The following is a 24,111-nucleotide window of genomic DNA, read 5'->3' as shown; positions in this document are numbered from 1 at the left end:
CCCGTAAAAAGCTGCCAGAATGACAGCCAACTCAACCGGATCGCCTTTTACGACTTCGAACAAATCATACAGGTTTTTCTTTTCCAGCGCCCCCAATTCATCTTTTTTTATTCCTATGAATGTTTAATTTCTACAAAGACGACAAAGGAGAAATATGCCATACTATGGATGAACAAGGAGATATCTGAAAGATTGCAGGCAAACACAATCCGGAAGAGGCGAGGTTACTGTTTAGAAATTCAAAGGTGCTGTTTAATGATGGATGGGAATTTGCAAAAAGCGATTTGGATAAGGCAGAATGGTCGGGCTTGGCGTTCGAAGCTGTGGATATTCCCCATGATTGGTTGATTTATAATACACTGGACTTGTATGAGAACAGTATTGGCTGGTATCGGAAGCGGTTTCAGGCATCTCCCGGCGAGCGGGAATGGCTGCTGGCTTTTGATGGGGTGTACATGGATTCTTCCGTTTATGTAAACGGACAATGGATAGGTGAATGGAAATACGGCTACTCCTCCTTCGAGCATAATCTGACTCCGGCCCTTGTGGAGGGCGAAAACGAGGTTGTGGTGAAGGTGGTGCACCAAAGTCCCGGCAGCAGGTGGTATTCTGGAGCAGGGGTGTACCGGAACGTTTGGCTCAAAACAAGAGAACGCAATTATATTGCTACAGACGGAATTTATGTAACTACGAAGCAGACAGAGCAAGGCTGGACGGTGGAAGTTGAAACCGAGGTGGCGGTGTGCGAGCCGCTGAGGCTGACTCACGAACTGCGTGCTGGTGCGTAAATGGTGGCTTCCGTCAGTGATGTGGTGCTGCCGGACTCCGGGCCAATGGTTCGGAGCAAGTTGACTTTTCAGGTTCCGTCTCCCCGTCTGTGGAGCGTGGATGCTCCCTGTCTGTACCGGCTGGTTACCCAGCTTGAGCGGATGGAGCCGCATGCGGCGCTGGAGGAGATTGGGCAGAGCATAGGCTTCCGGCATATCGAGATGGACCCGCAGCAGGGATTTCTTTTGAATGGCGGCAAGGTGAAGCTGAACGGTGTGTGCGAGCACCATGACCTGGGGGCGCTCGGCGCGGCGTTCAACAAGACCGGTCTGCGGAGGCGGCTGGCGCTGCTGAAGGAGATGGGGGTCAATGCCATTCGCACTGCCCACAATATGCCTGCGCCTGAGTTGATGGATTTGGCGGATGAGATGGGTTTTCTGGTGGTGTCGGAAGCGTTCGATATGTGGGAGCGACCCAAGACGTCTTATGATTATGCGAGATTCTTTAAAGAATGGATGCCTAAGGATGTAAAAAGCTGGATCAGGCGCGACCGCAACCATCCCAGTTTGATGATGTGGAGTATCGGTAACGAAATATATGATACCCATGCCGATGAGAGAGGCCAGGAAGTGACGCTGATGCTGATGCGGGAGGTGGAGCTGCATGACCCCAAGGGCAACGGGCGGGTAACGATCGGCTCCAACTTCATGCCTTGGGAAAATGCCAGAAAATGCGCTGACCTGGTGAAGCTGGCAGGCTACAACTATGGGGAAAAATATTATGACCAGCACCATGAGGAGCACCCGGACTGGGTTATTTACGGCAGTGAAACCAGTTCGGTGGTTCAAAGCCGCGGCATCTATCACTTCCCCTTGTCCAAATCCATTCTGGCCGATGATGATGAGCAGTGCTCTTCTTTGGGGAATAGCACGACCAGCTGGGGGGCAAAATCACCGGAATTTTGCATTTTGACGGAGCGGGACAAATCGTATTCCATGGGTCAGTTTATCTGGACCGGCTTTGATTATATCGGGGAACCAACCCCGTATCATACGAAAAATTCCTACTTCGGTCAACTGGATACGGCTACCTTCAAGAAAGACCCCTATTTCATTTACCAGTCAGCCTGGACAGACTACAAAACCCGGCCCATGATTCATCTGTTTCCGTATTGGGACTTTAACGAAGGCCAACTGATCGATGTTCGTGTTGCTTCCAATGCTCCCCGGGTAGAGTTGTTCTTCGAGGGTGAATCCTTGGGCTCGCACGAGCCGTAGCATGAGCACGGAACCGGGCTGGTGGGCTGGTGGCAAATTCCGTACCGGAAGGGTGAACTGAAGGCCGTGGCTTATGATGAAAGCGATTGCATAATTGCCGCCGATATCAAAGGCTCCTTCGGCGATGCCAGCCGCATCCGGCTTTCACCGGATAAGAAGCAACTGGTGGCGGACGGCACGGATCTGATTTTTCTGGAGATTCAAATGGAGGATGATCAGGGCCGAATTGTCGAAAACGCCAATAATCGGGTTCATGTTCAGGTGGAGGGAGCAGGCCGTTTGCTGGGGCTGGACAACGGGGACAGTACAGATTTTGATCCGTACAAAGGAACCAGCAGAAGGCTATTCAGCGGCAAACTGATGGCTATTGTCGGAGCCGGTCTTGAGCCGGGAGCCATTACGGTTAAGGTATCCTCGGCGGGATTGTCTGACAGCGTGCTGCAACTGGAATCGTTACCGGCACATCCAGGAACCATTCAGGGCATATCCGCCCATACCTGTATTGCCAAGGTAGAGGCTAAGGGGCATGAAGCTGTCGTAACCGCTTTGGGTGACGGAGAATTTCGCCTCCGCTGCACAAGCCGCAATGGCACGGACAAGACCAAGCTGATCTCCCAGTTGGAGTTCAAGGCTTCGGGCCTGGGCACCGCTTATTTGGACCCATATGGCTTTATTTCCGCCGGATTGTACCAATATAGCAAAGGTGAAGTAGGGAACGGAAATGACCGGGGCGTTGCCACCAGCCGCGACGGGGAAACCCAGGTGGGCTTCCGCAATATTGACTTCGGCGCTTAGGCTCCGATACGATCACCATTCCCATCTTTGCGCTGGACGATAGCCCGTATGCCCTGCAAATCTGGGAAGGCATGCCGGACGAGGATGGCAGCACCCTTCTGGTCGATGCAGTCTACCAGAAGCCAAGCCGGTGGAATGTTTATCAGGAGGAAACCTACAAGCTTTCCAAGCGGATTCGCGGCATTACCTCTCTCTGCTTCGTGTTATGGAAGAAGGTTCATATCAAAGGATTTTATTTTCAAAAAATGAGCAAAGCCTTTGAACAAAACCATGCCGGGGAGTGCGATCGCATCTATGGGGACAGCTATCGGAAAGCCGGGAGTTGTGTTGAAGGAATCGGCAATAATGTGTCTCTAGTCTTCGACAATATGGATTTCGGTGGAACCGGGGCTTCGAAGCTGACTGTATACGGCAGGTCGCCAATCGACAAAAATACGCTGCATATCCAGTTCGAAGGAGCAAAAGGGGAAAGCAGACAACTTGTAGAGTTTGCGTATGCCGAAGGCTACGAGGAGCGTACCTTTACGCTGGAGCCGGTAAAGGGACCGCAGAAGGTTATGTTCATATTTTTGCAGGGCTCCAATTTCGACTTCGGCTGGTTCCGGTTTAGCTGATTGTGATCCGGGAAGCGATGCTGCGATCAAATGTGATCCTCTCCGGCTGTTTCATCCTTATCCAACTATTAAAAAGAAAAAGGAGACATTTTTTCTATGAACGATAGTTTTTCAGGGTTTGCGCAGCAGGATGAGATGGAAGGCCCCAAGGCACCTAAAGACCCAGTGACAAGACGAAGCGGATTTTACGTTATGTATGAAACCATGATCGAAGGAACCGCCCGTCCGGACGGAAGCTTTTCGCAGGAGATTTATTTGGAGGGGAGGCTGGCCGATAAGGCCAGGTATACGGGAGGAGTTGGAGATGAGGACATACTGGCGCTTCTAAGCGATTGCGAAGGCTTGCGCCGATTGGTCCATAGTATCGGGATTACCGTGAAGGCGCACAACCCGGACGTAGCTAATGTTCGGGTTGCGTACCATAACTGGGGGAAAACGAGGAAATACGAATCCGGCACCCGGATTGAGCTTTCTTGCCCGGCATATGGCTCCGAAACCGTGCTGGTTATGGAGGATTGCGACTGGTCTGTGGATGACGATGTTCCCGGGAGCTTTGCCTTCCTGTTCGATCGGGCGGGAGAACTGGCTACGGTCAGCATTATGTTCTACCTGCATGACGGGTTCCATGTTCCCGAAGTTTCCGTGGAGGAGCCGGTGGATTTCGAGTCGCAAGCCTATCGCGAGATGATCGCTAAATCCCTTTTGAACAAAGGCAATAACAAAAGGCTGAAAGCTGCAATTAAAAAAGCCAAAAGAGGGGAAGAGGTAACTGTCGCCTATATTGGCGGTTCCATTACACAGGGGGCGGGAGCCGTTCCGATTCATGAAAATTGTTATGCGTACCAATCTTATGCGCTATTCAAGCAAAAGTTCGGCAAAAATGGCGGGGAATCGATCCGACTGGTGAAAGCAGGCGTAGGCGGTACTCCGTCGGAGCTGGGCATTGTCCGCTATGATCGGGATGTGCTTCGGGAAGGAACTGTGGACCCGGATATTGTGGTAGTGGAATTTGCCGTGAATGACGCGGGTGACGAGACAAAGGGCAATTGTTATGAAAGCCTGGTATTGAAGGCCTTGAACGCGCCGAATAAACCTTCCGTCATTTTGCTGTTCAGCGTGTTTATCAATGACTGGAACCTGCAGGAACGGCTGTCACCTGTGGGCTGGCATTATGATCTTCCTATGGTCAGTGTAAAGGATGCTGTAGTGGAGCAATTCCGGCTGACCAAGGCGGAAGGAAATGTGATTTCCAAACGACAGTTTTTCTTCGACATCTACCATCCGGCCAATGCCGGGCATCGGGTAATGGCTGATTGTTTGGGTTGGCTGTTCGACATAGCAGATGAGGCGTCACCCGATGAGGCGGATGTGGATACCGGCAAGCCTCCTGTCATCGGCCGCGATTTTGCCGAAACGAAGCTGCTTGATCGCCGCAATTCTGGAGATATTGCCACAATCAATATAGGTGGTTTTACCGGAACCGATACAGACCTGCAAATGGTGGAAATGGATGATCATCCGTACAGCTCTCCCCAGTTTCCTTATAACTGGATGTATTATCCAGAAAATGGCGCGCCCGAATTCAAAATGACGATTTGCAGCAAACACCTTATCCTGGTGTTCAAGGACTCGGGGAGCAGCGATTTTGGATGCGCGGATATTTGGGTGGACGGGAAATATATCAGGACGGCCGATCCTCATGAGAACAATTGGACACATTGCAATGCCGTTATATTGTACAACGAACAGGTTTCTGAGGAGCATACGGTGGCAATCCGCATGGCTTCCGGTCATGAGACAAAACGCTTTACTATACTTGGATTCGGATATATTTAGAAATGTTGCCATTTTAAAGTTCCTGTTTTTTTCTTGCTGAGGATGGGGAATAGCCCCTCATCATCTTGAACAGATTGCTGAAATAGGAAATATCGTGAAATCCGCAGCGCTCCGCTGTTTCGGAAACGTTGAAGTCGCCCGAGGACAACATCATCTCCGCATTGTTGATGCGGATGCGATTGAGGTATTCCTTGCAGGTTGAGCCGGTGGTTTCTTTGAACAGCTTGCCGAAGTAAACCGTATTCAGGTTTGCCTGCTCAGCCAGGATGCCAACTGTTATATCGTCCAAATAGTGCTCGTTAATGTAGTAGGTTGCCTTTTGGATTCTTGGATCCATTGTGGTCGCTGATAGCAGGTGATCATTGGAGAGCAGCCGGTGAAGAATCAGTTCAAACAATGCGCGGGCCTGGAAGGTGTAGAACGGCTGCCTGTTCATCCACACTTGTTTGAATTCACGAATGTAATCAAGGATCTCTTTAGTAATCATTTTCTTGCTTACGTACCCGAATGGAAGACGGACGTCATTGTACGGAGCGGCCCAATGAAAGTTGAAGGGATAGCAATGCATGGGCGACTCCCCGAAGGTATGGGCTTCCCGGGTGCAGCCTTCCGGAATGTACAACAGATCGCCTGCTTCAACGATGACCTTTTCTTCATTGATGTAATAGCAGGCTTTTCCGCTAATGACAAAGGTGAGATCATGAAAGTCTATTCTTGCTTTTCTAATTGACCAATCTGCAAAACATTTGCGGTCTACAAACAGGAATATTTGAGGGATCAGATGCTCGTGATAAGCCAAATCCAAATAATCTCCTCCTCATGTGATGGAAGCGGTGTCTTATCTCAGCGTGCCGGAAGCGCATAGCCAAGGTTGATTATGAAATAGAAAATGAAACGAAGGTGCTGTGATCATGAACGATGCAAAGCAATGCTTAACGGAAACAGTTGTTCTCGCACAGAATGTCAAGGCGGCCCCCATATACACTGATGCGAAGGGAACCGACTTTGACGGCATAAGGCGCGTCTCGTTATCACTAGCCAAGGACATTGAGCTGGTTACCCGTTTTGCCCAAGCTGATTACAGACAGGAGGCAGCTAAGCGGGATGGCGGTCATCGCCGGCTCCGTCGGACATAATGATATCATTGATTCCCTGGTTGCGGAAGACAGGCTTGATGTGTCAGGTTTGCGGAGTCGCCGGGAAACCTATATGATCCGGGTTTTGGAGCGCCCATGCCCGGAATTGGAAACTCAGCATCCATTGACTGCCGGCATGCACACTCTGCGATTTTATGTGCTGGATACAGTCTGGTGCTGCAGAAGCTGGTCTTGTCCCGGAAGCCGCTTCCCTGCTCCTATTTCGGCCCCCGGGAGAGCTTTTGCAAGGGGAGATTGGGTTTTGAGTCTACGAGGCTTGAACCATAAATAGAAATATGAGAAGGGGAGAAAAATGAGAGACAAAAGCTACAATATACTGGCTGCAAGCAGCATGGCCGACAGGCACAACCGGAAGATATACAGATGATCGGCGAAATGCTCCGCATTAAGCGGCAGGAATGCCAGGGTAATCGGAAAAACACTTAGAGCCAGCTTTAGGTGTTTTTTCTATAGATTTTGCCGGGGACACTTCTATCCGCGAGGCGGATTTGATATCTGAACCGCAAACGTAATGCGCTGTCATGTAAACAAGGGCAAGATTCATTCGACGAAGGAGGCGAAGGATGGATGATGAACGTGCTGTTAGTAGACGATGAACCGTGGGTTCTTGAGGGCTTGCGTACAATTGTGAACTGGGACAAATATGGCTTCCGGGTCTGTGGAGAGGCCTCGAACGGCAGCGCCGCCTGGTCTCTGATAGAGCGGCTTCAGCCCGAACTGGTGTTTACCGATATTCAAATGCCTTCCGTCAGCGGTCTGGAGCTGATCGACCGCTCACAGCATAAGCTGGCAAAGCCGCCGCGGTTTGTCATATTGAGCGGGTACAATAACTTCGAATATGCAGTGACGGCGCTTGCCCAACGTGTCGATGATTATCTGCTCAAGCCGATTGATGAGGATGAGATCGAGGCGGTGTTGGACCAGATGAGCCGCAAGATTCGGGAAGAAACGGCCCAGGAGGAGCTCCGCCGCCGCGACCGATCCCTGTACGTCAATTGTCTGCTCAATCGGCTGATTCAGGGCGAGGCGGGCACCGAGCTTGAAAATGAAGCCGCGGCCTTGTTGAATATCGGAAGCGGTGAGGAGATCGGCTGCCTGCTGGTTGAAACGGAAATGAGCGAAGAAGAGTTGAAGCGTCAGATACCGGAGCTTGCCAGGCCGGAACCGCCGGAGCTGTTCACGGATCCCGAAGGAAGAGTGGGCCTGGTCGCATCCGGGAAACCGCACGCTGCAGATCGGCTTGAGGCTCTTGGGCGTCGGCTATGTGAAGAGTGGCCTGGCGAGGCTCCCTCTCCTGCAATTGCGGCGCTGAGTTATGGTACGGGAGGGGCGTCCGTACTTCGGCCTATTTACGAAAAAGCGCTGGCAGCGCTCAAATGGAAGCGCTATCATAATAAGGGAGGCATTATCGCCTGCAACGAGCTTCCGCGGAACGAACGCATGAAGGGAGTGAACAAAGCGGCCCTGGCTTCCTTGATCGAACGGCTCTCCTCAGACCGTCCCGAAGAGATTGAGGCTGCGGCGGACGCCCTGCTTGCTGCACCGTCCCCCGGGCTACCGGATATCGAATATGTGCGGATTCAGCTGTCCGCCCTCGAAATGGGCATCTCCAAGAAGCTGAAGGAGCTGGGTGGAGACGCCGATGCCTTCATGCGGGGCATACAGGGAGAGTTCGGTACGCTGACGGAGACAACCACTTTTCCGGCTTTTCGCCGGTATACCCTGGCGCTATGCCTGAGCGGAGCGGCTACCCTCCGCGAACAGCGTGAACGCAGCGAGTGCTGCACGATCTTCCGGGTGGTGCAGCATGTGGACCAGGAATTTCGGAAAAAGCTGCAGCTTCAGGAGCTTGCCCAGATGTTCCATATGAATCCTATCTATATGGGACAGCTGTTCAAGCAGCAGACCGGCAAGTCGTTCCGGGAATATCTGAACGACAAGCGGGTTGAAGAGGCGAAGCGGCTTCTGCGACAAGGCCGGCTGAGTATCGCCGAAGTGGCGGCGAATTCCGGTTATCCCAACACTGATTATTTTATAAGCCAGTTCAAACGGATAACAGGGATAGCGCCGTCTGCTTTCAGACGGCGGGAATAGAGACGGCTCAGGCCGAAAGAACGTTCAATGGGAGATGGTGGTTGAAGCCATGATTAGAAAGTTTAGATTTCGCAGTATAGTGAACGATATCCCGCTGAATTACAAATTCATGCTGATTTATGTAATCGGGATTTTGCTGCCTATTGTCATAATCAATTATTTGTTTATGGACCGGATGTCCGGGCTGATCAAGGAGCGGGAAGAGCAGAATCTGCAAATTTCGTTGGAGCGGGCGAGAAAGGATATCCACGGCATGATTGATGGCGGAGTTGCGGTCAGTCATGCCCTGATTACAGATAAGCTGCTGTACGAGACTCTGGACCGTGATTATAAGGATTCGCTGGATTTCTATAATACGTTCAACGAACAGCTCCGTCATCGGGTCACATCCTATATTCCGGTGAACAATCAGATCCAGCGGATCGGCATTTACACGGACAATCCGACGATCGTGCCCGGCAGCGACTATTATGACTTGAATGAATCGGTTTTTGCCAGTCCCTGGTATCAGGCGTGGAAGTCGTTCAACGGAACCGTGCTGGTGTCTGCGTATCTGGACATGGGGGTCAAAACCCCCGCAACTGCCACGCCTTATCTCAGCGTCGTTGAGAAAATGGATAATTACGACGTCAACAACTCTTACCAGAAGCTGGTGCGGATCGATTTCGATCTCAGCCGCTTTTACGATGTCATCGCCCGCGAGCGGAATTACCTGGATCTCTATCTGGTTAACGACCAGAACGAGATCATCGTATCTATGGACAGCGGATACCAGCGCGAGAACACCTCCAGTTTTCCTTTGTTCAAAATGGACAAAGAGGCGGACAATGATCTGCATATCATGCCGATCGGTAACGCCAGCTATGTGCGGGGGTGGAAGCTGATCGGCGTGCCCCAGGGGACGCGCGTCAGCAAGGCCATGCTGGATATGCAGCTTTATTTTAGCGTACTGGTCGGCCTGATTACACTGTTCACCTCGGTGTTCATTTACGTCATGCTGCGCTCGTATAATCACCGGGTCAAGCGCTTGGCCCGGCATATGCAAAAGGTAAGGAACGAGAAGTTCGACTTGATCACAATCGATGAGGGGCGCGACGAAATCGGGCATCTGATCCGCAACTTTAACATGATGACCTCCCAGATCCATTCCTTGATCAATAATGTGTATAAGCTGGAGATTCAGCAAAAAAGCCAGGAAGCCGAGCGCGTCCGAGCTGAGCTCAACCTGCTGCAGAGTCAGATGAATCCCCATTTCCTGTTCAATACGCTGAATGCGCTTCTAGTGGTCAGCACCAAAAACAATTACACGGATGTTAAAGACATCATCAAGAACTTGTCGAAGCTACTCCGCCGCTTGCTGAACTGGAAGGACGATCTGGTGCTGCTGGAGGAAGAGATCAATTTTACCGTGATGTATCTCGGCATCGAGAAATTCCGCTTCCAGGACAAATTTGAGTATTCCATCGAAATCACCGAAGAAGCGCGTTACTACAAGATACCGAAGATGAGTATTCAACAACTCGCGGAGAACGCCTGCAAGTATGGCATACAGGCCATCGAAGGGCTTGGAGTTGTCAAAATCCGCGCCGAAGTAGCCAATGAGCGGCTGCGTGTGGTTGTAGCGGATAATGGCAAAGGTATTGACGAGGGACGGTTAAAGGAGGTTTTGTACAACATGCGCAGCGAAAAGGAGACTATAGGAGGTAATATTGGCATCCGCAATGTATACCGACGGCTGGAGTTGTACTACAACGGCAGGGTGAGTTTTAACCTGACTAGCAAGGTGGGAGAAGGTACCGAGGTGGCCTTCGAAATTCCGATGCAGTTGCTGGAATGGCAGGGTGGAGAAGGAGGGAAGGGCAATGGCGTTTAAAGTGCTGCTGATTGACGACGAGCCTTGGGCACTGGAGGGCATGCAGATATGGATTGATTGGGAAGAGCTGGGCTTTGAGGTGTGCGGCATTAGCGGCAACGGAATGGATGGTTTGAGGCTAATGGAGGAACTAGGGCCAGACCTTGTGATGGTGGATATCCACATGCCGATAATGGATGGCTTGGAAATGATTAAAGAATGGCGGCAAAGAGGGAATCTCTCCACGAAATTCATCATCCTTACCGGGCACAGTGACTTTGATTACGCTCGAAAGGCTCTCAAATACAAAGTCGCCCGTTATCTGCTGAAGCCTTTGGATGAGGAGCAGACTGAACTGGAGATTCGGGCAATCCAGCGCGAACTGCTGGCGGAGCGGGAGCGCCATTATATCAGCCAGATTGCCCGTCGGGAAGAGGTGCTGCAGATGATCAAGGAGGTGCTGCTGGGCCAGTCGATGTCCGCTGAGGGCATCGATTTCTTGGAATCTCTGTCCCGATCCGCCGAATCATGGAATGTATGTCTGGTGCAGGTGCATCGAGAGCAGTCCGCACGACTGGGCAAGTTTGCACTCGAGTTCCTGGATGGCCTGGAGACAGCTTATCTGCTGCATCTGTCCATGGAACATTTCGTCATTGTGTTCGGCGACTCCGCGTATCAAGGTGGGGGAGTTAGTGCTGGGAAGACTATAGAAGCACTGGCTCGCCGCCTGGCGGGCTTTCGTGTTTTCATGGCAGTTGGTGCCTCGGCAGGCTCAATAACTGGAATCAGAGCAGCCTACAAGACGGCGGCGAAGGCGCTGCTGCATGCGTTTTATGAGTTGGAAGAGAACTGCATTATCCGTTATGACATGATTGAAGGAAGCGTGTTTCAACATTGCCACAATCAGGTGGAACTTTTGGAACGCATTTTAGAGGCGTTTGAAATCATCGACTATGCTGGCTATCAGTCGATTGTTGATTCGATGGAGCAATTGTTCCGGGAGACGCGAGTGTATCCCGATGAGGTTCGGAAATTTGTCGTCTTTCTTCTGCACGAAATCAGGGCGTATATGAGTGTTCATATTGCCAGCGAGAGGGGGCCTTCCGGCTATCTGTTCGACATCCCCAATATGGACGAGGCGTTGCTGACTTTTGACGATATGATCGGGATGCTGCGTTCTTGTGGACAGGTTTGCTTTGAGCTTCTTCTCAGACAGAGCATGATTGAGCCTCAGGGAATCGTGCAGGATATCAATGACTACATCCGCAGTCATTTCCGGGAAGGTCTGACCATCAAACAGCTGGCAGAGCGATTCTTTCTGCATCCTGCTTATCTGGGGCAATTGCTGATACGCAAAAACGGTATCGGGTTCAACGTATTGCTCCATGATCTGAGGATTGAAGAGGCAAGCCGCCTGCTTCGCATGAACCAATACAAGAACAGTGAATTGTCGGAAATGGTTGGGTACACCAGCTATAACCATTTCTTGAAGCAATTTGAGAAGCGCTTGGGTATGTCACCAAACGAATATAAGAAAATCAAAGCTTTTCACGGGAAAAGCTTTAATTCGAATATAGTTTCCAACCAGATATAAATTTACACTAAAAACAATTAAGTGAAAGGGCTTTCATTCCTAGTGTAACAAAACTTTTCGGAGGTGCCTTATGGGGGACAGAAAAAAATCGTTGCTCTACATCGGAGCGGCCGCACTTTTGTCACTGAGCGTTGTTCTATCCGGTTGCTCAATCGGCGGCAACAGCAAGGATGCAAACGCTGGAAATTCCGCAGCGAACAATGCCAGCAGTGGGGAAGTTGGTGCGGCGAATCCTATTGAAATCTCGATGTTCTTGAATGAGGCTGGGCAGCAGCCGACAGCGGACAACAAGATTTATAAAAAGATAGAGGATGAGCTTGGCGTCACTTTCAAATTTGAATTTCTTGCGGGCGACAAGAACCAGAAGCTCGGCGTTATGATTGCTGGCGGGGATTACCCGGACTTGATCTCGGCGGACACGAAGCTGACGGCCGCCGGAGCGGTCATCCCGCTGGAGGATCTGATCGAGAAACACGCGCCTAATTTGAAGAAACACTATGAAAAGTATTGGAATCAGATGAAGGACCCTAATGACGGACATATTTACTATTTGCCAAACTACGGCGCCTATAACGGTGAAGTTGCCGATACCTATTACAGTGGTCCTGCCTTCTGGATTCAAAAGGCCGTTCTCAAGGAGTTCAACTATCCGGCTCCTAAGACACTGGACGAATACTTCGATCTGATTGCGAAGTACAAAACGAAATATCCAACGATTGATGGCAGTCCAACTATTGGTTTTGAAGTCCTGAACTATGACTGGAAAAACTGGGGATTGCTGAATCCTCCACAACATTTGATTGGTCATCCAAACGATGGCGGTGTAGTTGTAAACGATGGTGTAGCAGAAATTTTTGCTGATAAGGATTATGCCAAGAAGTACTACCAGAAGCTGAACGAAATCAATGCTCAAGGCTTGCTCGATAAGGAAACGTTCACACAGAACTATGATCAGTACATGGCGAAGTTGTCTAACGGTAACGTACTGGGGATGTTTGACCAACACTGGAACTTTGGCAAAGCCGAGGATTCGCTGAAGACGCAGAAGAAGTTGGAACGGACATATGTAGGCTTCCCGCTGGTATACGATTCCAGCACCAAGGATTATTATCGGGACCGTCCGGCGCTTAATCTGAACAATGGTTATGGTATTACTGTTAACGCCAAGGACCCGGTAAAAATAATCAAGGTACTCGATAAGCTAATGGATGAAAAATGGCAAAAGCTGCTTACTTGGGGTGTTGAAGGCGAGGATTACTACGTCAATGAGAAAGGTCGCTTCATGAAAACGCAAGAGCAGCGTAATAACGCTGAGGATGCTACCTGGAAGCTCGCCAACAAGGCAGAGGCTTTCTACGCCACCGCACCGAAGCTGGAGGGTTATTTTAGCGACGGTAACGCCACCTCGGCAAGCAACCAGCCTGAAGAGTATCAGGCAAGCTTGAAGCCGTTCGACAAGGAAGTTCTGAAGGCATACGGGTTTAACAGCTACGTTGACTTCTTCAGTGCTCCTCCTGAGAACCCGGTCTACTATCCGGCCTGGTCTGTCGACCTCGTGGATGGCTCTCCGGCCAAGATTGCCAGCACAAAGCTGAACGAGATTTCTACAAAGTATCTGCCTAAAGCAATCCTGTCAAATCCGTCCGACTTCGACTCTGTATGGAACGAATACACCTCCGAGATTCACAGGCTTGACATCAAGGGCTATGAAGACAAAATAAACGAAGTGCTGAAGTGGAGAATTGACAACTGGACTACTAAATAGAGCTACTAAATAGAACTATTAAATAGAACAATGCCTAAATCGGAAAGGGAGAAGTCCTCCCTTTCCGATAATTAAAGGATGGATAGGGAGTTTGATACTATGGAGGAGATTGCAATTGGCGCCAAGCCAGTTAACCCGGTCGACCCGAAGAAGAAACGCAGCAACAAACGGCTGACCTGGGCTACTGTCAAGGAGCAGAGACAACTTATCTATATGTCAGTTCCTCTGCTTGCTTATATAGTCTTATTTGCTTATGTGCCAATCTGGGGTTGGTCGATGGCATTTCAGGATTACAAGCCAGCGCGAAGCTTTGATGAACAAACCTGGGTTGGCTTCAAGCATTTCAAGTTCCTGTTTACAGATGATAATTTTATGCGAGTCCTTCGCAATACACTTGCTATGAGTATGATCAACCTGATTTTGGGTTTTGTCACTGCCATTATTCTGGCGCTGCTGCTTAATGAAATTAAAAAGCTTTTCTGGAAGAGAACCGTCCAGACGATTTCATATTTGCCACACTTTTTGTCATGGATTATCGTTACGGGGATTGTTGCCACTTCCCTTGCCTCTGACGGCATTATCAACGATGTGTTGCTGAAGCTGCATTTGATTGATAAACCAATTCTATGGTTGAGCGAAGGGAAGTATTTCTGGGGAGTAGTAGGAGCTTCACACGTTTGGAAAGAAGTCGGCTGGAATACGATTATTTATTTGGCTGCTATGGCCTCCATTGATCCGGCTTTGTATGAAGCCGCAGATATTGACGGAGCCAACAGGTATCAAAAAATGTGGAACATCACTTTGCCAGGTATTAAGCCAACCATTATTATCCTGCTGATTATGTCAATTGGACATATTTTGGAAGCCGGGTTTGAAGTACAGTATTTGCTAGGCAACGGACTTGTTGTGGACTGGTCAGAAACGATTGATATTTTTGTCCTCAAATACGGTATTGCGCAGGGTAACTATTCATTGGCCACCGCGGGAGGCATATTCAAGACCGTCGTCAGCATTACAATGCTGCTGCTCGCAAACTGGACAGCCAAGCGGCTTGGGGAAGAGAGGCTATTATAATGATGAGGAGAACTCAGACGTCCGGTCCAGGGAGCACAATTGCACTCTCCAGACGCCGCCCAGGAAGCAGGGGAGTAGAGCCGTTCATTTTCAACACATTTAATACAATATTTATGATTATCCTGGTCATTGTTACCTTGTATCCGTTCCTAAATACGATTGTAGTTTCGTTTAATGCGGGGAATGACACGATCAGAGGCGGCCTCTATCTATGGCCTCGGCAGTTCACCTTGCAGAATTATAAAGCGGTATTTGCTTCGGGTACTATTTATGATGCATTCCTGATTTCGGTTGCACGTACCGTGATTTCGACCTTGCTGAATATTTTCTTGACCACAATGCTGGCTTATACGCTCAGCCGGCGGGAATATGTATTCCGCAAGCCTATTACAACGATTTTTGTCCTGACAATGTATTTTAACGCAGGTCTGATTCCTGGCTATTTTCTGATGAAGGACCTGAATCTAATTAATAGTTTTTTGGTATATGTACTGCCATCAATGGTCAGCGCATTTAACCTGATTGTTATCCGTACCTATATCTACACGATTCCAGAGAGCTTGGTGGAATCAGCCAGAATAGATGGGGCAGGAGATTTTAAAATTTTCTGGAGAGTTATTTTACCGCTCTGCAAGCCTGTGTTGGCTACCATTGCGTTGTTTGTTGCGGTAGGTGCCTGGAACTCCTGGTTCGACGCTTTTTTGTATACCTCGTCCAAACAGGAGCTGAGCACGCTGCAATACGAGTTAATGAAGCTGCTCTCCTCCAGTATGAATGCCAACAGCAATCCTGCCGTGTCGAATGGTGTTGGAATGGAGCATGCTACCCAGGTTACACCCATTTCAATTCGCGCCGCTATCACTGTAGTAGCTTCTATTCCGATCCTGGTAGTGTATCCGTTCATGCAAAAATATTTTGTTGTTGGACTTAACGTAGGGAGTGTGAAGGAATAGATGAATGATCAATTGGTATCGCAAACCATTCGTTACTCAAATCCCATACTTCCCGGCTTTTATCCAGATCCAAGCATTGTCAGGGCGGGAGAGTACTTTTATCTGATTTGCAGTTCGTTTGAATATTTTCCCGGCGTTCCAATCTTCCAGAGTCGGGATCTGATTCACTGGGAACAAATCGGTCATGTGCTGAACCAGCCCAATCAGCTTGATCTGACGGATCGCAAGAGCTCTGATGGCATTTATGCACCGTCACTCCGTTATTTTGAAGGCATCTTCTACATGATCACAACCGATGTAGGAGGGATCGGGAATTTCTATGTTACAGCGGCGGCTCCGGCCGGACCTTGGTCGGAGCCGATCCATGTTCCATACGGCGGTATTGATCCTTCGCTGTTTTTTGACGATGACGGCAAGGTGTACGTCAGCGCACAGCAGGGAGCGGACTACGACTCCCATGTCATCCAGTATGAAATCAATATTGCGACTGGAGAAGCGCTTTCCGAGCCGCAGGTGGTCTGGCGCGGCGATGGAGGTCCATGGACGGAAGGACCTCATTTATACAAGATTAACGGAATGTATTATATGATGTCCGCCTCTGGGGGAACAGCGAAGGAACACCGGGAGATCGTCGGACGGAGCGACAATCCTTATGGTCCGTTTGAGCGTTATCCAGAGCCGATCCTGACGCATCGGGGGCTTGATCATCCAATTCAGTATTTGGGCCATGCTGATCTGGTGGAAGATGTAAACGGTAATTGGTGGTCTGTTTTTCTCGGCGTTCGGTTGACAGAGAACGGTTACAGCGTACTCGGTCGGGAAACCTTTCTGGCTCCGGTCATCTGGAAGGACGAATGGCCGCATATTGACAATAACGAGGGCTGTGTCAAGCTGGAAATGTCGGTTGCGCGTCTGCCCGCAGCGGCGCCCCAAGCGCCGGGCACCGCTGCGGGCGAAGGCCGGGACGACTTTGCCGCAGACCATCTCGGACCCGAGTGGATCTTTGTGCGAAATCCGCCCGATGGCAGTTATTCGCTTGATGAAGCTCCCGGGTCTTTGACACTGCGCGGACAGGCGGCAGGACTCGGGGATGTCGGCCAGATCGCTTTTGCAGGTAAAAGGCAGCAGCATACGCTGGCAAGTTTCATCACTTGCATGTCGTTTGCGCCAACTGCTGAAGGTGAAGAGGCTGGATTATGCGCACGCCGGGATGAGGATGCCCATTATGAGATTGGGGTGTTGCGTTCTGGAGACCGCAATCGGGTCATGGCGCGTCTGACCATTCGTGGAGAATCCCGGATCGTCTATGAGGCTGAGACAGAAGCGGAGCGACTTTTGCTAAAAATCGAAGCGACTGAGAATGAGTATACTCTGTCCTATTCGGAGGATGACGAGAACTGGTCCAGTATAGCTGCAGGTCCGGCACGGGCGTTGTCTCCAGAGGATTTTGTGAATAAAATGTGCTTCACCGGGGTAGTCATTGGTCTGTATGCAACAGGAAATGGCCACCCAAGCGGGGTGCCTGCGCGATTCGATTGGTTTGAGTATCAGGCTAAGCAGCAGTAAGTGTTTGCCGGTAGCCTGCACAAGGAGGAGAAGGATGATTTTGTCGACACGGCAAGAAGCTTCATTAAAAGAATTGTACAAAGACGATTTCAAAATTGGAGCGGCGGTCAATCCTGTAACCATTGAGAGTCAGAAATCGTTGCTTGCTCACCACTTTAACAGTATTACAGCGGAGAATGAAATGAAGTTCTCAAGCTTGCATCCAGAGGAGGCGGTGTATACCTTCGAGGCTGCTGACCGGCTAGCTGCATTTGCCAAGGAGCATCGGATGGCAATGCGCGGCCACACACTGGTCTGGCATAATCAAACGCCGAATTGGCTGTTTGAGAACGGACAAGGCGGCCCGGCGGATCGCACCTTGCTGCTGGAACGGCTCCGCTCGCATATCCGGACGGTGGTCGGCCGGTACAAGGATACTGTATACTGCTGGGATGTGGCGAATGAGGTCATCTCAGACGACGCGGCAGACAAGGAGGCGTTCCTTCGCCCGTCGAAATGGCTGGACATCGCCGGACCTGATTTTATCGCCAAAGCTTTTGAATATGCGCATGAAGCAGATCCCAAGGCGCTGCTGTTCTACAACGACTATAATGAGTCTCATCCTTACAAGCGGGATCGTATCCACCGGCTGGTCCGGTCACTGCTGGATCAGGGAGTGCCGATTCATGGCGTTGGTCTCCAGGCGCATTGGAATTTGTTCGATCCTTCCCTGGACGACATCCGCGCAGCCATTGAAAAATATGCAGAGCTGGGACTTCAGCTCCAACTGACGGAACTGGATCTGTCGGTCTTCCGCTTCGATGACAGACGTACCGATCTGCTTCATCCTTCGAAGGAAATGCTGGAACGGCAAGCGGAGCTTTACGAGGCGGTTTTCCGTCTGCTGCGGGAATACCGCGACTGTATCCGTGCAGTCACATTCTGGGGGGCTGCCGACGATTATACCTGGCTGGACGGCTTTCCGGTCAGAGGCCGGAAGAACTGGCCTTTTTTATTCGATCAATCGCACCGTCCGAAGCCAGCCTATGAGCGTGTTGCTGCGCTGGCGAATCGATGAATCCTCTTTCTCATGAGCTGGATCACGACGGTCCGATCAACGCGATCAGTATAAAATGGAAGATGATCACGTATTGTCCATGGCGGGTTTTAAATCGCAGGTGGTTGGCCATGTAGAGGTTCTGCATGTAAAAGGATGTCCCGTGGGCCGCCAGTCAAATACTAGCTCCTGAATTTGTCCTTGTGGCGATTCAGGAGCTTTTTTGCATAATCGGAATTTGCAATGTATTGCTCATCACTTGAGTATTTGGTGGGGATCATTTTCCCGAAGCTCCCCCTCATCCGAGTGGACTGCCCCAATACCGTGACGTAGGCCGGGCCAGAAGTGTTCACCGACTCGGGACGGCCTGGAGGTAATGTAGAAACAGGGATTGGTCTGGCCTTTGTAGACAACATTCTTTTGAGAAAAAGAGAAATCCGAGTCTTGGAAAAGACCCGGTTTCTCGAATTTCTCGCCTAAACTCATCTACTGGGCTGAAACATGTATACTCTCTATGTTCGGTCCTTCCGTACCGGTAGTTACCACTTTTAAAGTATTATTCCCGCTATTCATAGGTACCTGGATCGTTTTTTCGCCCCAGGTTGACCAACTGCCTGTTGCTGCAAAGGCAGCATTGCTGATCACTTTCGTCCCGTTAACATAAACATCCAGATTTCTTGTCCCTGTCTCCAGCGCATACCGGAACTTCACATTTTTAGTTCCAGTAACAGCACAGTAGATGCGATTCCACTGAACGGCTGCATCGGCTGAAGCATTAAAGTTAGCATATTTAATATCGCTATCGCCCGAATAAGTAGCTTCCACTACGGAGTTGGTCAATGTTGTATCCGTCTCCGCATTATAAGTGGTATCGCTGCTAGTCTTGCCACCCAATTCACCTACAAAAGTTGTAACACTTTGGGCAGGAAGCTGGGCTGTAAAGGCACCGCCGGACACATTGATGGCCGATCCTGCTGCCAGATTTCTGCTGCTGTCCGTTACCCATGAAGATACTCTCGATGCAGTCCCGTTCTGCAGGGCGAACCTTTGGTTTACTGCTGAAGCGCCTCTGTTAATTGCAACAATAACTACCTTGTTGTCACCTTTGTATGCAGAGGTGTAAATGTTTGTATTCGGATTCTTCGTTGCATCTACTCGTACATATCCAGGACGAATAAATTTCGAGAAATGAGCCATATTATAGCCCCGCTTGCTTATCGTACCGTCCTCTTTCATAGGACCGTATTGTCTGCGGATGTACCACCATACATATGACTGAAAATCTCCCTCTACCATAGCATTGTGTATATGGTATGAAACATCCAATGCCTCGGGCCAGCGATCCGCCGAGTTATTGTCGCTATTTGGATAGTATACTTCCGTCATCCAGAGCTCTTTTCCCGCTCCTTTTTGTTTGAAAAGAGGATAAGCAAAGTCACTAAACTTAGTACCATAAGTGTGAGCACCAAGAATATCCATATTAGCAAGAGCCTGCGGATCATTCAAAATAGGGTCTGACATATTTTTCAGGTAAGAAAATGACTCAGGTGCGATGACCTTGCAGTTAATGGACCCAGCATTTTCTTTCATAAAACGAAGCATTTCTTGTGGAGTCCACCATGTCCAAGTATGTGCATAATCAGGCTCATTTTGGACAGAAATAGCATACAGATTCACGCCATTATTTTTCATGTATGAAACGAAATCGTTAAGATGCTGCGCATACGCAGCGTACTTATCGTATCTAAGGCGTTTTGCTTTTGTATCGCCATTATGATTGAAGGTCTCAATCATGTCACTTGGAGGATTCCAAGGCGAAGCAAAAACGATTGCTCCGTGTTCAATCGCACGTTTTGCAGTTGGTACTTCTTTGTACCAATTATTTTTATTTTCGTCTACATAGATTCTTAACACAGAAAAGCCTAACTGATTGTTTCCGTTGCCAAAAGCGGTTTCTCTTTGAGCTGCTGTCAAATCTCCAACCCAAGCCGGATGATTTATTCCTCCAAAACCGCGAATCACTTGTTTTTGTGCCGATAAGTTAATGGTTACATCACTTGCTGCTGAAACTTCAGTAGGTGCCGACGCGCTTAACATTAGCGGCAGCGCTGTTACAAATGCCAATAATACACAAATTGATTTTTTTACACGTGAAATCATTCTTTCATCTCCCTAAAAATAATAACCTCCATAAACCTGTAACTTTGGAAATACAATTTCCATTTTACAACTGTTTAAACAACCTGTTCTGACCACCTCCTTTCGTATTATGGAATAAAGGTTTCCTCCATTCCTTTTTGCCGCTGTTTCATGTCAGTCGCCCATAAATGAGGTTTCACTCGGACTTTGTCCTACAAGATCAGCTCAAAACGGACGGATTCGGTCCAAGGGTAGCAAATGCTAATGGTTTAAATAGACCAACGATGTATTAAAGCGCTTTCATATTACATAGAAGCAGTAAACCCCGTAGGAAAAAAATTTCCTTTCATCTTTATTAATATCAAAAATACGTTCTTTCGTGAATTTTTTTTATTCTCCAATATTATAATTAACCATATATCCACCATTTCCTGCTAGGATTAAAAAATGTTCTTCGATATCCGCGGAGTACCTAATAGTTACGACCATGTATTAAAGACCGGATACAGTGCCGCAGCTTGCATCTCCGTAATCAGAAATGCGTAGTGCTCTTGTTTTCATATCAAATGAGATGCCGATTTTGTTGTCAGCGATATTTCATGTGCTGTAATCCAGGTTGAGCCGCAAGCTATTTTACTATATAGTTATGACTGGACAACCATTCCATCGATATTAAATGAATGCCTAAATAGGGGGACCCTTGCAATGATTATTAAACCGAAAATTCGTGGTTTCATATGTACGACTGCGCATCCTGCAGGATGTGCGGCTCATGTCAATCGTCAAATCGACTACATCAAAGACAGCACGGCTATACAAGGAGCTAAAAAGGTACTCGTGATCGGCGCATCCACAGGCTATGGGCTGGCTTCCCGCATTGCTGCGAGCTTTGGTATGGGAGCTGATACCATAGGAGTATCCTTCGAACGTCCCGCTTCAGAGGGACGCACGGCTTCGGCAGGCTGGTACAACACGGTGGCCTTTGAAAGAGCGGCCAGAGCGGCTGGCTACATAGCGGAAAGCATTAATGGAGATGCTTTTTCTCATGAAATGAAGCAGGAGACGTTGAAGCTGGTAAAGGAAAAGCTGGGCAAGGTAGATCTGATTGTGTATAGTGTCGCCTCACCGCGGCGGACACATCCAGACACTGGTGAAACCTTCAATTCCGTCCTTAAGCCCATTGGGCAGCCGTTTACGAATAAAACGGTGAATACGAATACAGGTGTCGTATCAGAAATTACGCTGGAACCGGCTACACAGGAGGAAATTGAGAACACCATCACGGTCATGGGAGGCGAAGATTGGTCCCTATGGCTCAAGGCGCTGGAAGAAGCCGATCTGCTGGCTGATGGGGTAACCACACTGGCCTACTCGTATATTGGTCCGGAAATCACGGAGGCCATTTATCGCAAAGGAACGATTGGTCAAGCCAAAAACGATTTGGAGGCCACAGCGCATACGTTAACGAAGCAACTGGAGCGTTATCATGGTAAAGCCTACGTTTCTGTAAATAAAGCTCTGGTTACACAATCGAGTTCGGCTATTCCTGTTGTGCCTCTGTATATTTCCTTACTGTTTAAGGTCATGAAAGAAAAGGGATTGCATGAAGGATGCATTGAGCAGGCGCAGCGTCTGTTCGAGAAACTGTATAGCGGGTCAACTGTAGAAACGGATGAGGAAGGGCGCATTCGTCTGGATAACTGGGAAATGAGAGAGGATGTACAGGAGGCTGTCAAAGCAGCCTGGTCCGAGATCACTACAGAAAACGTGTCTGAACGGGGCGATCTCGAACAGTACCGTCTGGACTTCCTTCAATTATTTGGATTCGGGTTTGATGAAATTGATTATGAATTGGATGTTGATCCAGAGGTTCACACCCATTAAGAATCAAATATGAGTCAAATAAAAACGGGTACACTCAAGCGATGCAAATGGCTTGTGTGGCCCGTTTTTTATGTATGCGGGCATGTGTACATTTTGTTTATTCCACCGAATTGAATTTATCGGGAATTGGATGAAGAAAGCGATTTGCGGTGAAGCAAGCGAAAAACAGCAATGGTGATGATAATTCCAGCAATGCCAAAGACGCTGACAGAAGTCAGAGCTCGATAGGCTTGCCAGCCGAACAAAAAAGCAATACCGCTGCCAAAAGTCGTACCTGCCAGTAATCCAAGCGCGCAGGCAATGTCCGTTCTATATTTCATAATCATATTCCTTTCTAATGTATGAATGAAACAGTAACTTGTACTTTTCTCTGGACTTGGACATGAACTTGTGCGTACAATTGAGTAGTAATCGTTTTCAAACTGAATTTTTTATCATTATGGGTCATTCTTATGCAAATTATTCCTTTTCAGGAGGCTGATGAAATGAATATGAATGAGCAGATCAAGGAGTGGAACGAAGAGGCGCAGGCAAGCAACGCTGATCACCCTCACCGCAAGGTAGAGTTGTTCATCGAGGTGCGTGATGGAGCGCTTGAAGCCATCGTCCCTTATTTAAATCAACAGGGGTATCGTCATGTAACCTTGGTAGAGGATGAGCATACTTCGGCAGCGGCAGGCCAAAAGGTGGCTAAGCTGATACGTGAGGCAGGATTGACGGTTGATGTGGTCCGACTGCCTCCGAATGCTGTGGGAGATGTCATCGCTGATGAAACCTATATTATGAAGGTGCTGCTGGGCGTGAAAGATCAGAGTCAGGCTGTACTGGCTGTAGGCTCCGGTACGATTCACGATCTGGTTCGCTTCGTATGCTATAAAATGAATCGCCCGTTCTTGTCCATACCGACGGCTGCTTCCGTGGATGGTTTTACCTCCGCAGGAGCACCGCTAATCGTAGACGGCAGCAAGCAAACGTTTCAGGCGGTTCCACCGGAAGCGATCTTTGCGGATCTGTCCGTGCTGGCGAGTGCACCACAGACGATGACTGCCGCAGGCTTTGGCGATATGCTCGGTAAATTCACCTCATTAGCAGATTGGCATATATCCAGAGATTTGGGAAATGAGCCGTATTCACCCGTAGCTAACCGCATTACGGAGGAGGCTTTACGTGCCTGTGTAGAGCATGTTGATGAGATTGCGGCAGGCAGCAAGGCAGGCGTCGAGGTGTTGATGAATGCACTGATTGCATCCGGTATTTCGATGCTGATGATCGATCATTCGCGTCCAGCGTCAGGGGGAGAACACCATATTTCCCACCGAATTGAAATGGATTTTATTGCAGAGGGACGCAAGCAGGTTTTGCATGGGGCCAAAGTGGGCGTAGCTTCCGCCTTGCTGTCTGACATGTACAGGGAATTGGCTGCCAGCCAGGATGTGGAGGCTTTTAAAGTATATCAGGCTTTGCCTGCATCGGAACAGATGCGCGCATGGCTCGCTCATGTCGGTGGCCCGTCCACTATTGCCGAGCTTGGAGTTACGGAGGAGCAGCTTGCTCGTGCTTTGCGCACGGCCCATACTTTGCGTGACCGCTACACAGGGCTCAAGTACATGAATGAGCATCAACTGCTTCGTTCGTAATGTGCAATCTCTGTGGATGCCCTTTAGATATTTAGCCAAGCATGTGTAGCAAGGAAGGATTAGCGATTGG

Annotated in this window: 16 protein-coding genes and 2 pseudogenes; 14 read left to right on the top strand and 4 right to left on the bottom strand. The window is 49.2% G+C overall.

All coding sequences use genetic code 11. The annotated features are described in order from the left end of the window. Positions 1–227: 227 nt before the first annotated feature. Together B4V02_RS16630 and B4V02_RS16625 are read left to right on the top strand one after the other, a co-directional pair. Positions 228–3,454: pseudogene (locus B4V02_RS16630) on the top strand (glycoside hydrolase family 2 TIM barrel-domain containing protein). 96 nt (positions 3,455–3,550) lie between these two features. Then, a complete protein-coding gene (locus B4V02_RS16625; protein WP_094155642.1) occupies positions 3,551–5,290 on the top strand; it encodes an SGNH/GDSL hydrolase family protein in 1,740 nt (579 codons plus the stop codon). Between the two features lie 13 nt (positions 5,291–5,303). Here B4V02_RS16625 and B4V02_RS16620 read toward each other — a convergent pair whose 3' ends face one another. Then, positions 5,304–6,095 carry a helix-turn-helix transcriptional regulator gene (locus tag B4V02_RS16620; protein WP_094155641.1) on the bottom strand — a complete coding sequence of 264 codons (792 nt, stop codon included), beginning with the start codon at positions 6,093–6,095 and terminating at the stop codon, positions 5,304–5,306. Between the two features lie 106 nt (positions 6,096–6,201). Here B4V02_RS16620 and B4V02_RS16615 point away from each other — a divergent pair, with 106 nt between their 5' ends. From B4V02_RS16615 to B4V02_RS16570, 10 genes are all read left to right on the top strand, one after another. Further along, positions 6,202–6,426 (top strand): hypothetical protein, encoded by a 225-nt coding sequence (locus tag B4V02_RS16615; RefSeq protein WP_094155640.1) that lies wholly within the window; start codon positions 6,202–6,204, stop codon positions 6,424–6,426. Then, positions 6,395–6,718, top strand: a complete 324-nt coding sequence (locus tag B4V02_RS16610) for a hypothetical protein (protein ID WP_094155639.1) — start codon at positions 6,395–6,397, stop codon at positions 6,716–6,718. The genes B4V02_RS16615 and B4V02_RS16610 overlap by 32 nt, the downstream gene beginning before the upstream one ends. Positions 6,719–7,014: 296 nt before the next feature. Beyond that, a complete protein-coding gene (locus tag B4V02_RS16605) occupies positions 7,015–8,541 on the top strand; it encodes a response regulator transcription factor (protein ID WP_094155638.1) in 1,527 nt (508 codons plus the stop codon). 49 nt (positions 8,542–8,590) lie between these two features. After that, a complete protein-coding gene (locus tag B4V02_RS16600) occupies positions 8,591–10,414 on the top strand; it encodes a sensor histidine kinase (RefSeq protein WP_094155637.1) in 1,824 nt (607 codons plus the stop codon). Beyond that, on the top strand, positions 10,404–11,987 hold the full coding sequence (locus tag B4V02_RS16595; RefSeq protein ID WP_094155636.1) for a response regulator: 1,584 nt from the start codon (positions 10,404–10,406) through the stop codon (positions 11,985–11,987). The genes B4V02_RS16600 and B4V02_RS16595 overlap by 11 nt, the downstream gene beginning before the upstream one ends. A gap of 70 nt (positions 11,988–12,057) precedes the next feature. Continuing rightward, complete coding sequence (locus B4V02_RS16590; RefSeq protein WP_094155635.1) at positions 12,058–13,752, top strand: ABC transporter substrate-binding protein; 1,695 nt, start codon at positions 12,058–12,060, stop codon at positions 13,750–13,752. A 99-nt stretch (positions 13,753–13,851) separates the two neighbouring features. Then, positions 13,852–14,826 (top strand): ABC transporter permease, encoded by a 975-nt coding sequence (locus B4V02_RS16585; protein ID WP_094155634.1) that lies wholly within the window; start codon positions 13,852–13,854, stop codon positions 14,824–14,826. After that, positions 14,826–15,779, top strand: a complete 954-nt coding sequence (locus tag B4V02_RS16580) for a carbohydrate ABC transporter permease (protein ID WP_094155633.1) — start codon at positions 14,826–14,828, stop codon at positions 15,777–15,779. Before B4V02_RS16585 ends, B4V02_RS16580 begins: the two co-directional genes overlap by 1 nt. Continuing rightward, positions 15,780–17,345, top strand: a complete 1,566-nt coding sequence (locus B4V02_RS16575; protein ID WP_094155632.1) for a glycoside hydrolase family 43 protein — start codon at positions 15,780–15,782, stop codon at positions 17,343–17,345. Positions 17,346–17,379: 34 nt separating this feature from the next. Further along, positions 17,380–18,402, top strand: a complete 1,023-nt coding sequence (locus B4V02_RS16570) for an endo-1,4-beta-xylanase (protein ID WP_094155631.1) — start codon at positions 17,380–17,382, stop codon at positions 18,400–18,402. A gap of 465 nt (positions 18,403–18,867) precedes the next feature. Here B4V02_RS16570 and B4V02_RS26705 read toward each other — a convergent pair whose 3' ends face one another. Beyond that, positions 18,868–19,206, bottom strand: a complete 339-nt coding sequence (locus tag B4V02_RS26705) for a carbohydrate-binding protein (RefSeq protein ID WP_244188551.1) — start codon at positions 19,204–19,206, stop codon at positions 18,868–18,870. A 75-nt stretch (positions 19,207–19,281) separates the two neighbouring features. Further along, positions 19,282–20,541 (bottom strand): annotated as a pseudogene (gene xynC / locus B4V02_RS16560) (glucuronoarabinoxylan endo-1,4-beta-xylanase XynC); the annotation flags it as partial. A 684-nt stretch (positions 20,542–21,225) separates the two neighbouring features. On the opposite strand from xynC, the gene fabV reads away from it, so the two are divergent. After that, positions 21,226–22,404, top strand: a complete 1,179-nt coding sequence (gene fabV / locus B4V02_RS16555) for an enoyl-ACP reductase FabV (RefSeq protein WP_094155628.1) — start codon at positions 21,226–21,228, stop codon at positions 22,402–22,404. Positions 22,405–22,520: 116 nt separating this feature from the next. Here fabV and B4V02_RS16550 read toward each other — a convergent pair whose 3' ends face one another. Then, positions 22,521–22,724, bottom strand: coding sequence for a hypothetical protein (locus B4V02_RS16550; protein ID WP_007429773.1), 204 nt, complete (start codon positions 22,722–22,724; stop codon positions 22,521–22,523). Positions 22,725–22,889: 165 nt separating this feature from the next. Between B4V02_RS16550 and B4V02_RS16545 the strand changes: the two genes are divergently transcribed. Continuing rightward, positions 22,890–24,041: a sn-glycerol-1-phosphate dehydrogenase gene (locus tag B4V02_RS16545; RefSeq protein WP_094155627.1), complete on the top strand. Its 1,152-nt coding sequence runs from the start codon at positions 22,890–22,892 to the stop codon at positions 24,039–24,041. Positions 24,042–24,111: the final 70 nt, after the last annotated feature.

Source organism: Paenibacillus kribbensis (assembly GCF_002240415.1).
GTDB lineage: Bacteria > Bacillota > Bacilli > Paenibacillales > Paenibacillaceae > Paenibacillus > Paenibacillus kribbensis.
Note: the sequence above shows the minus strand (reverse complement) of the source record. Positions and strands in the feature narration are given on the sequence as shown.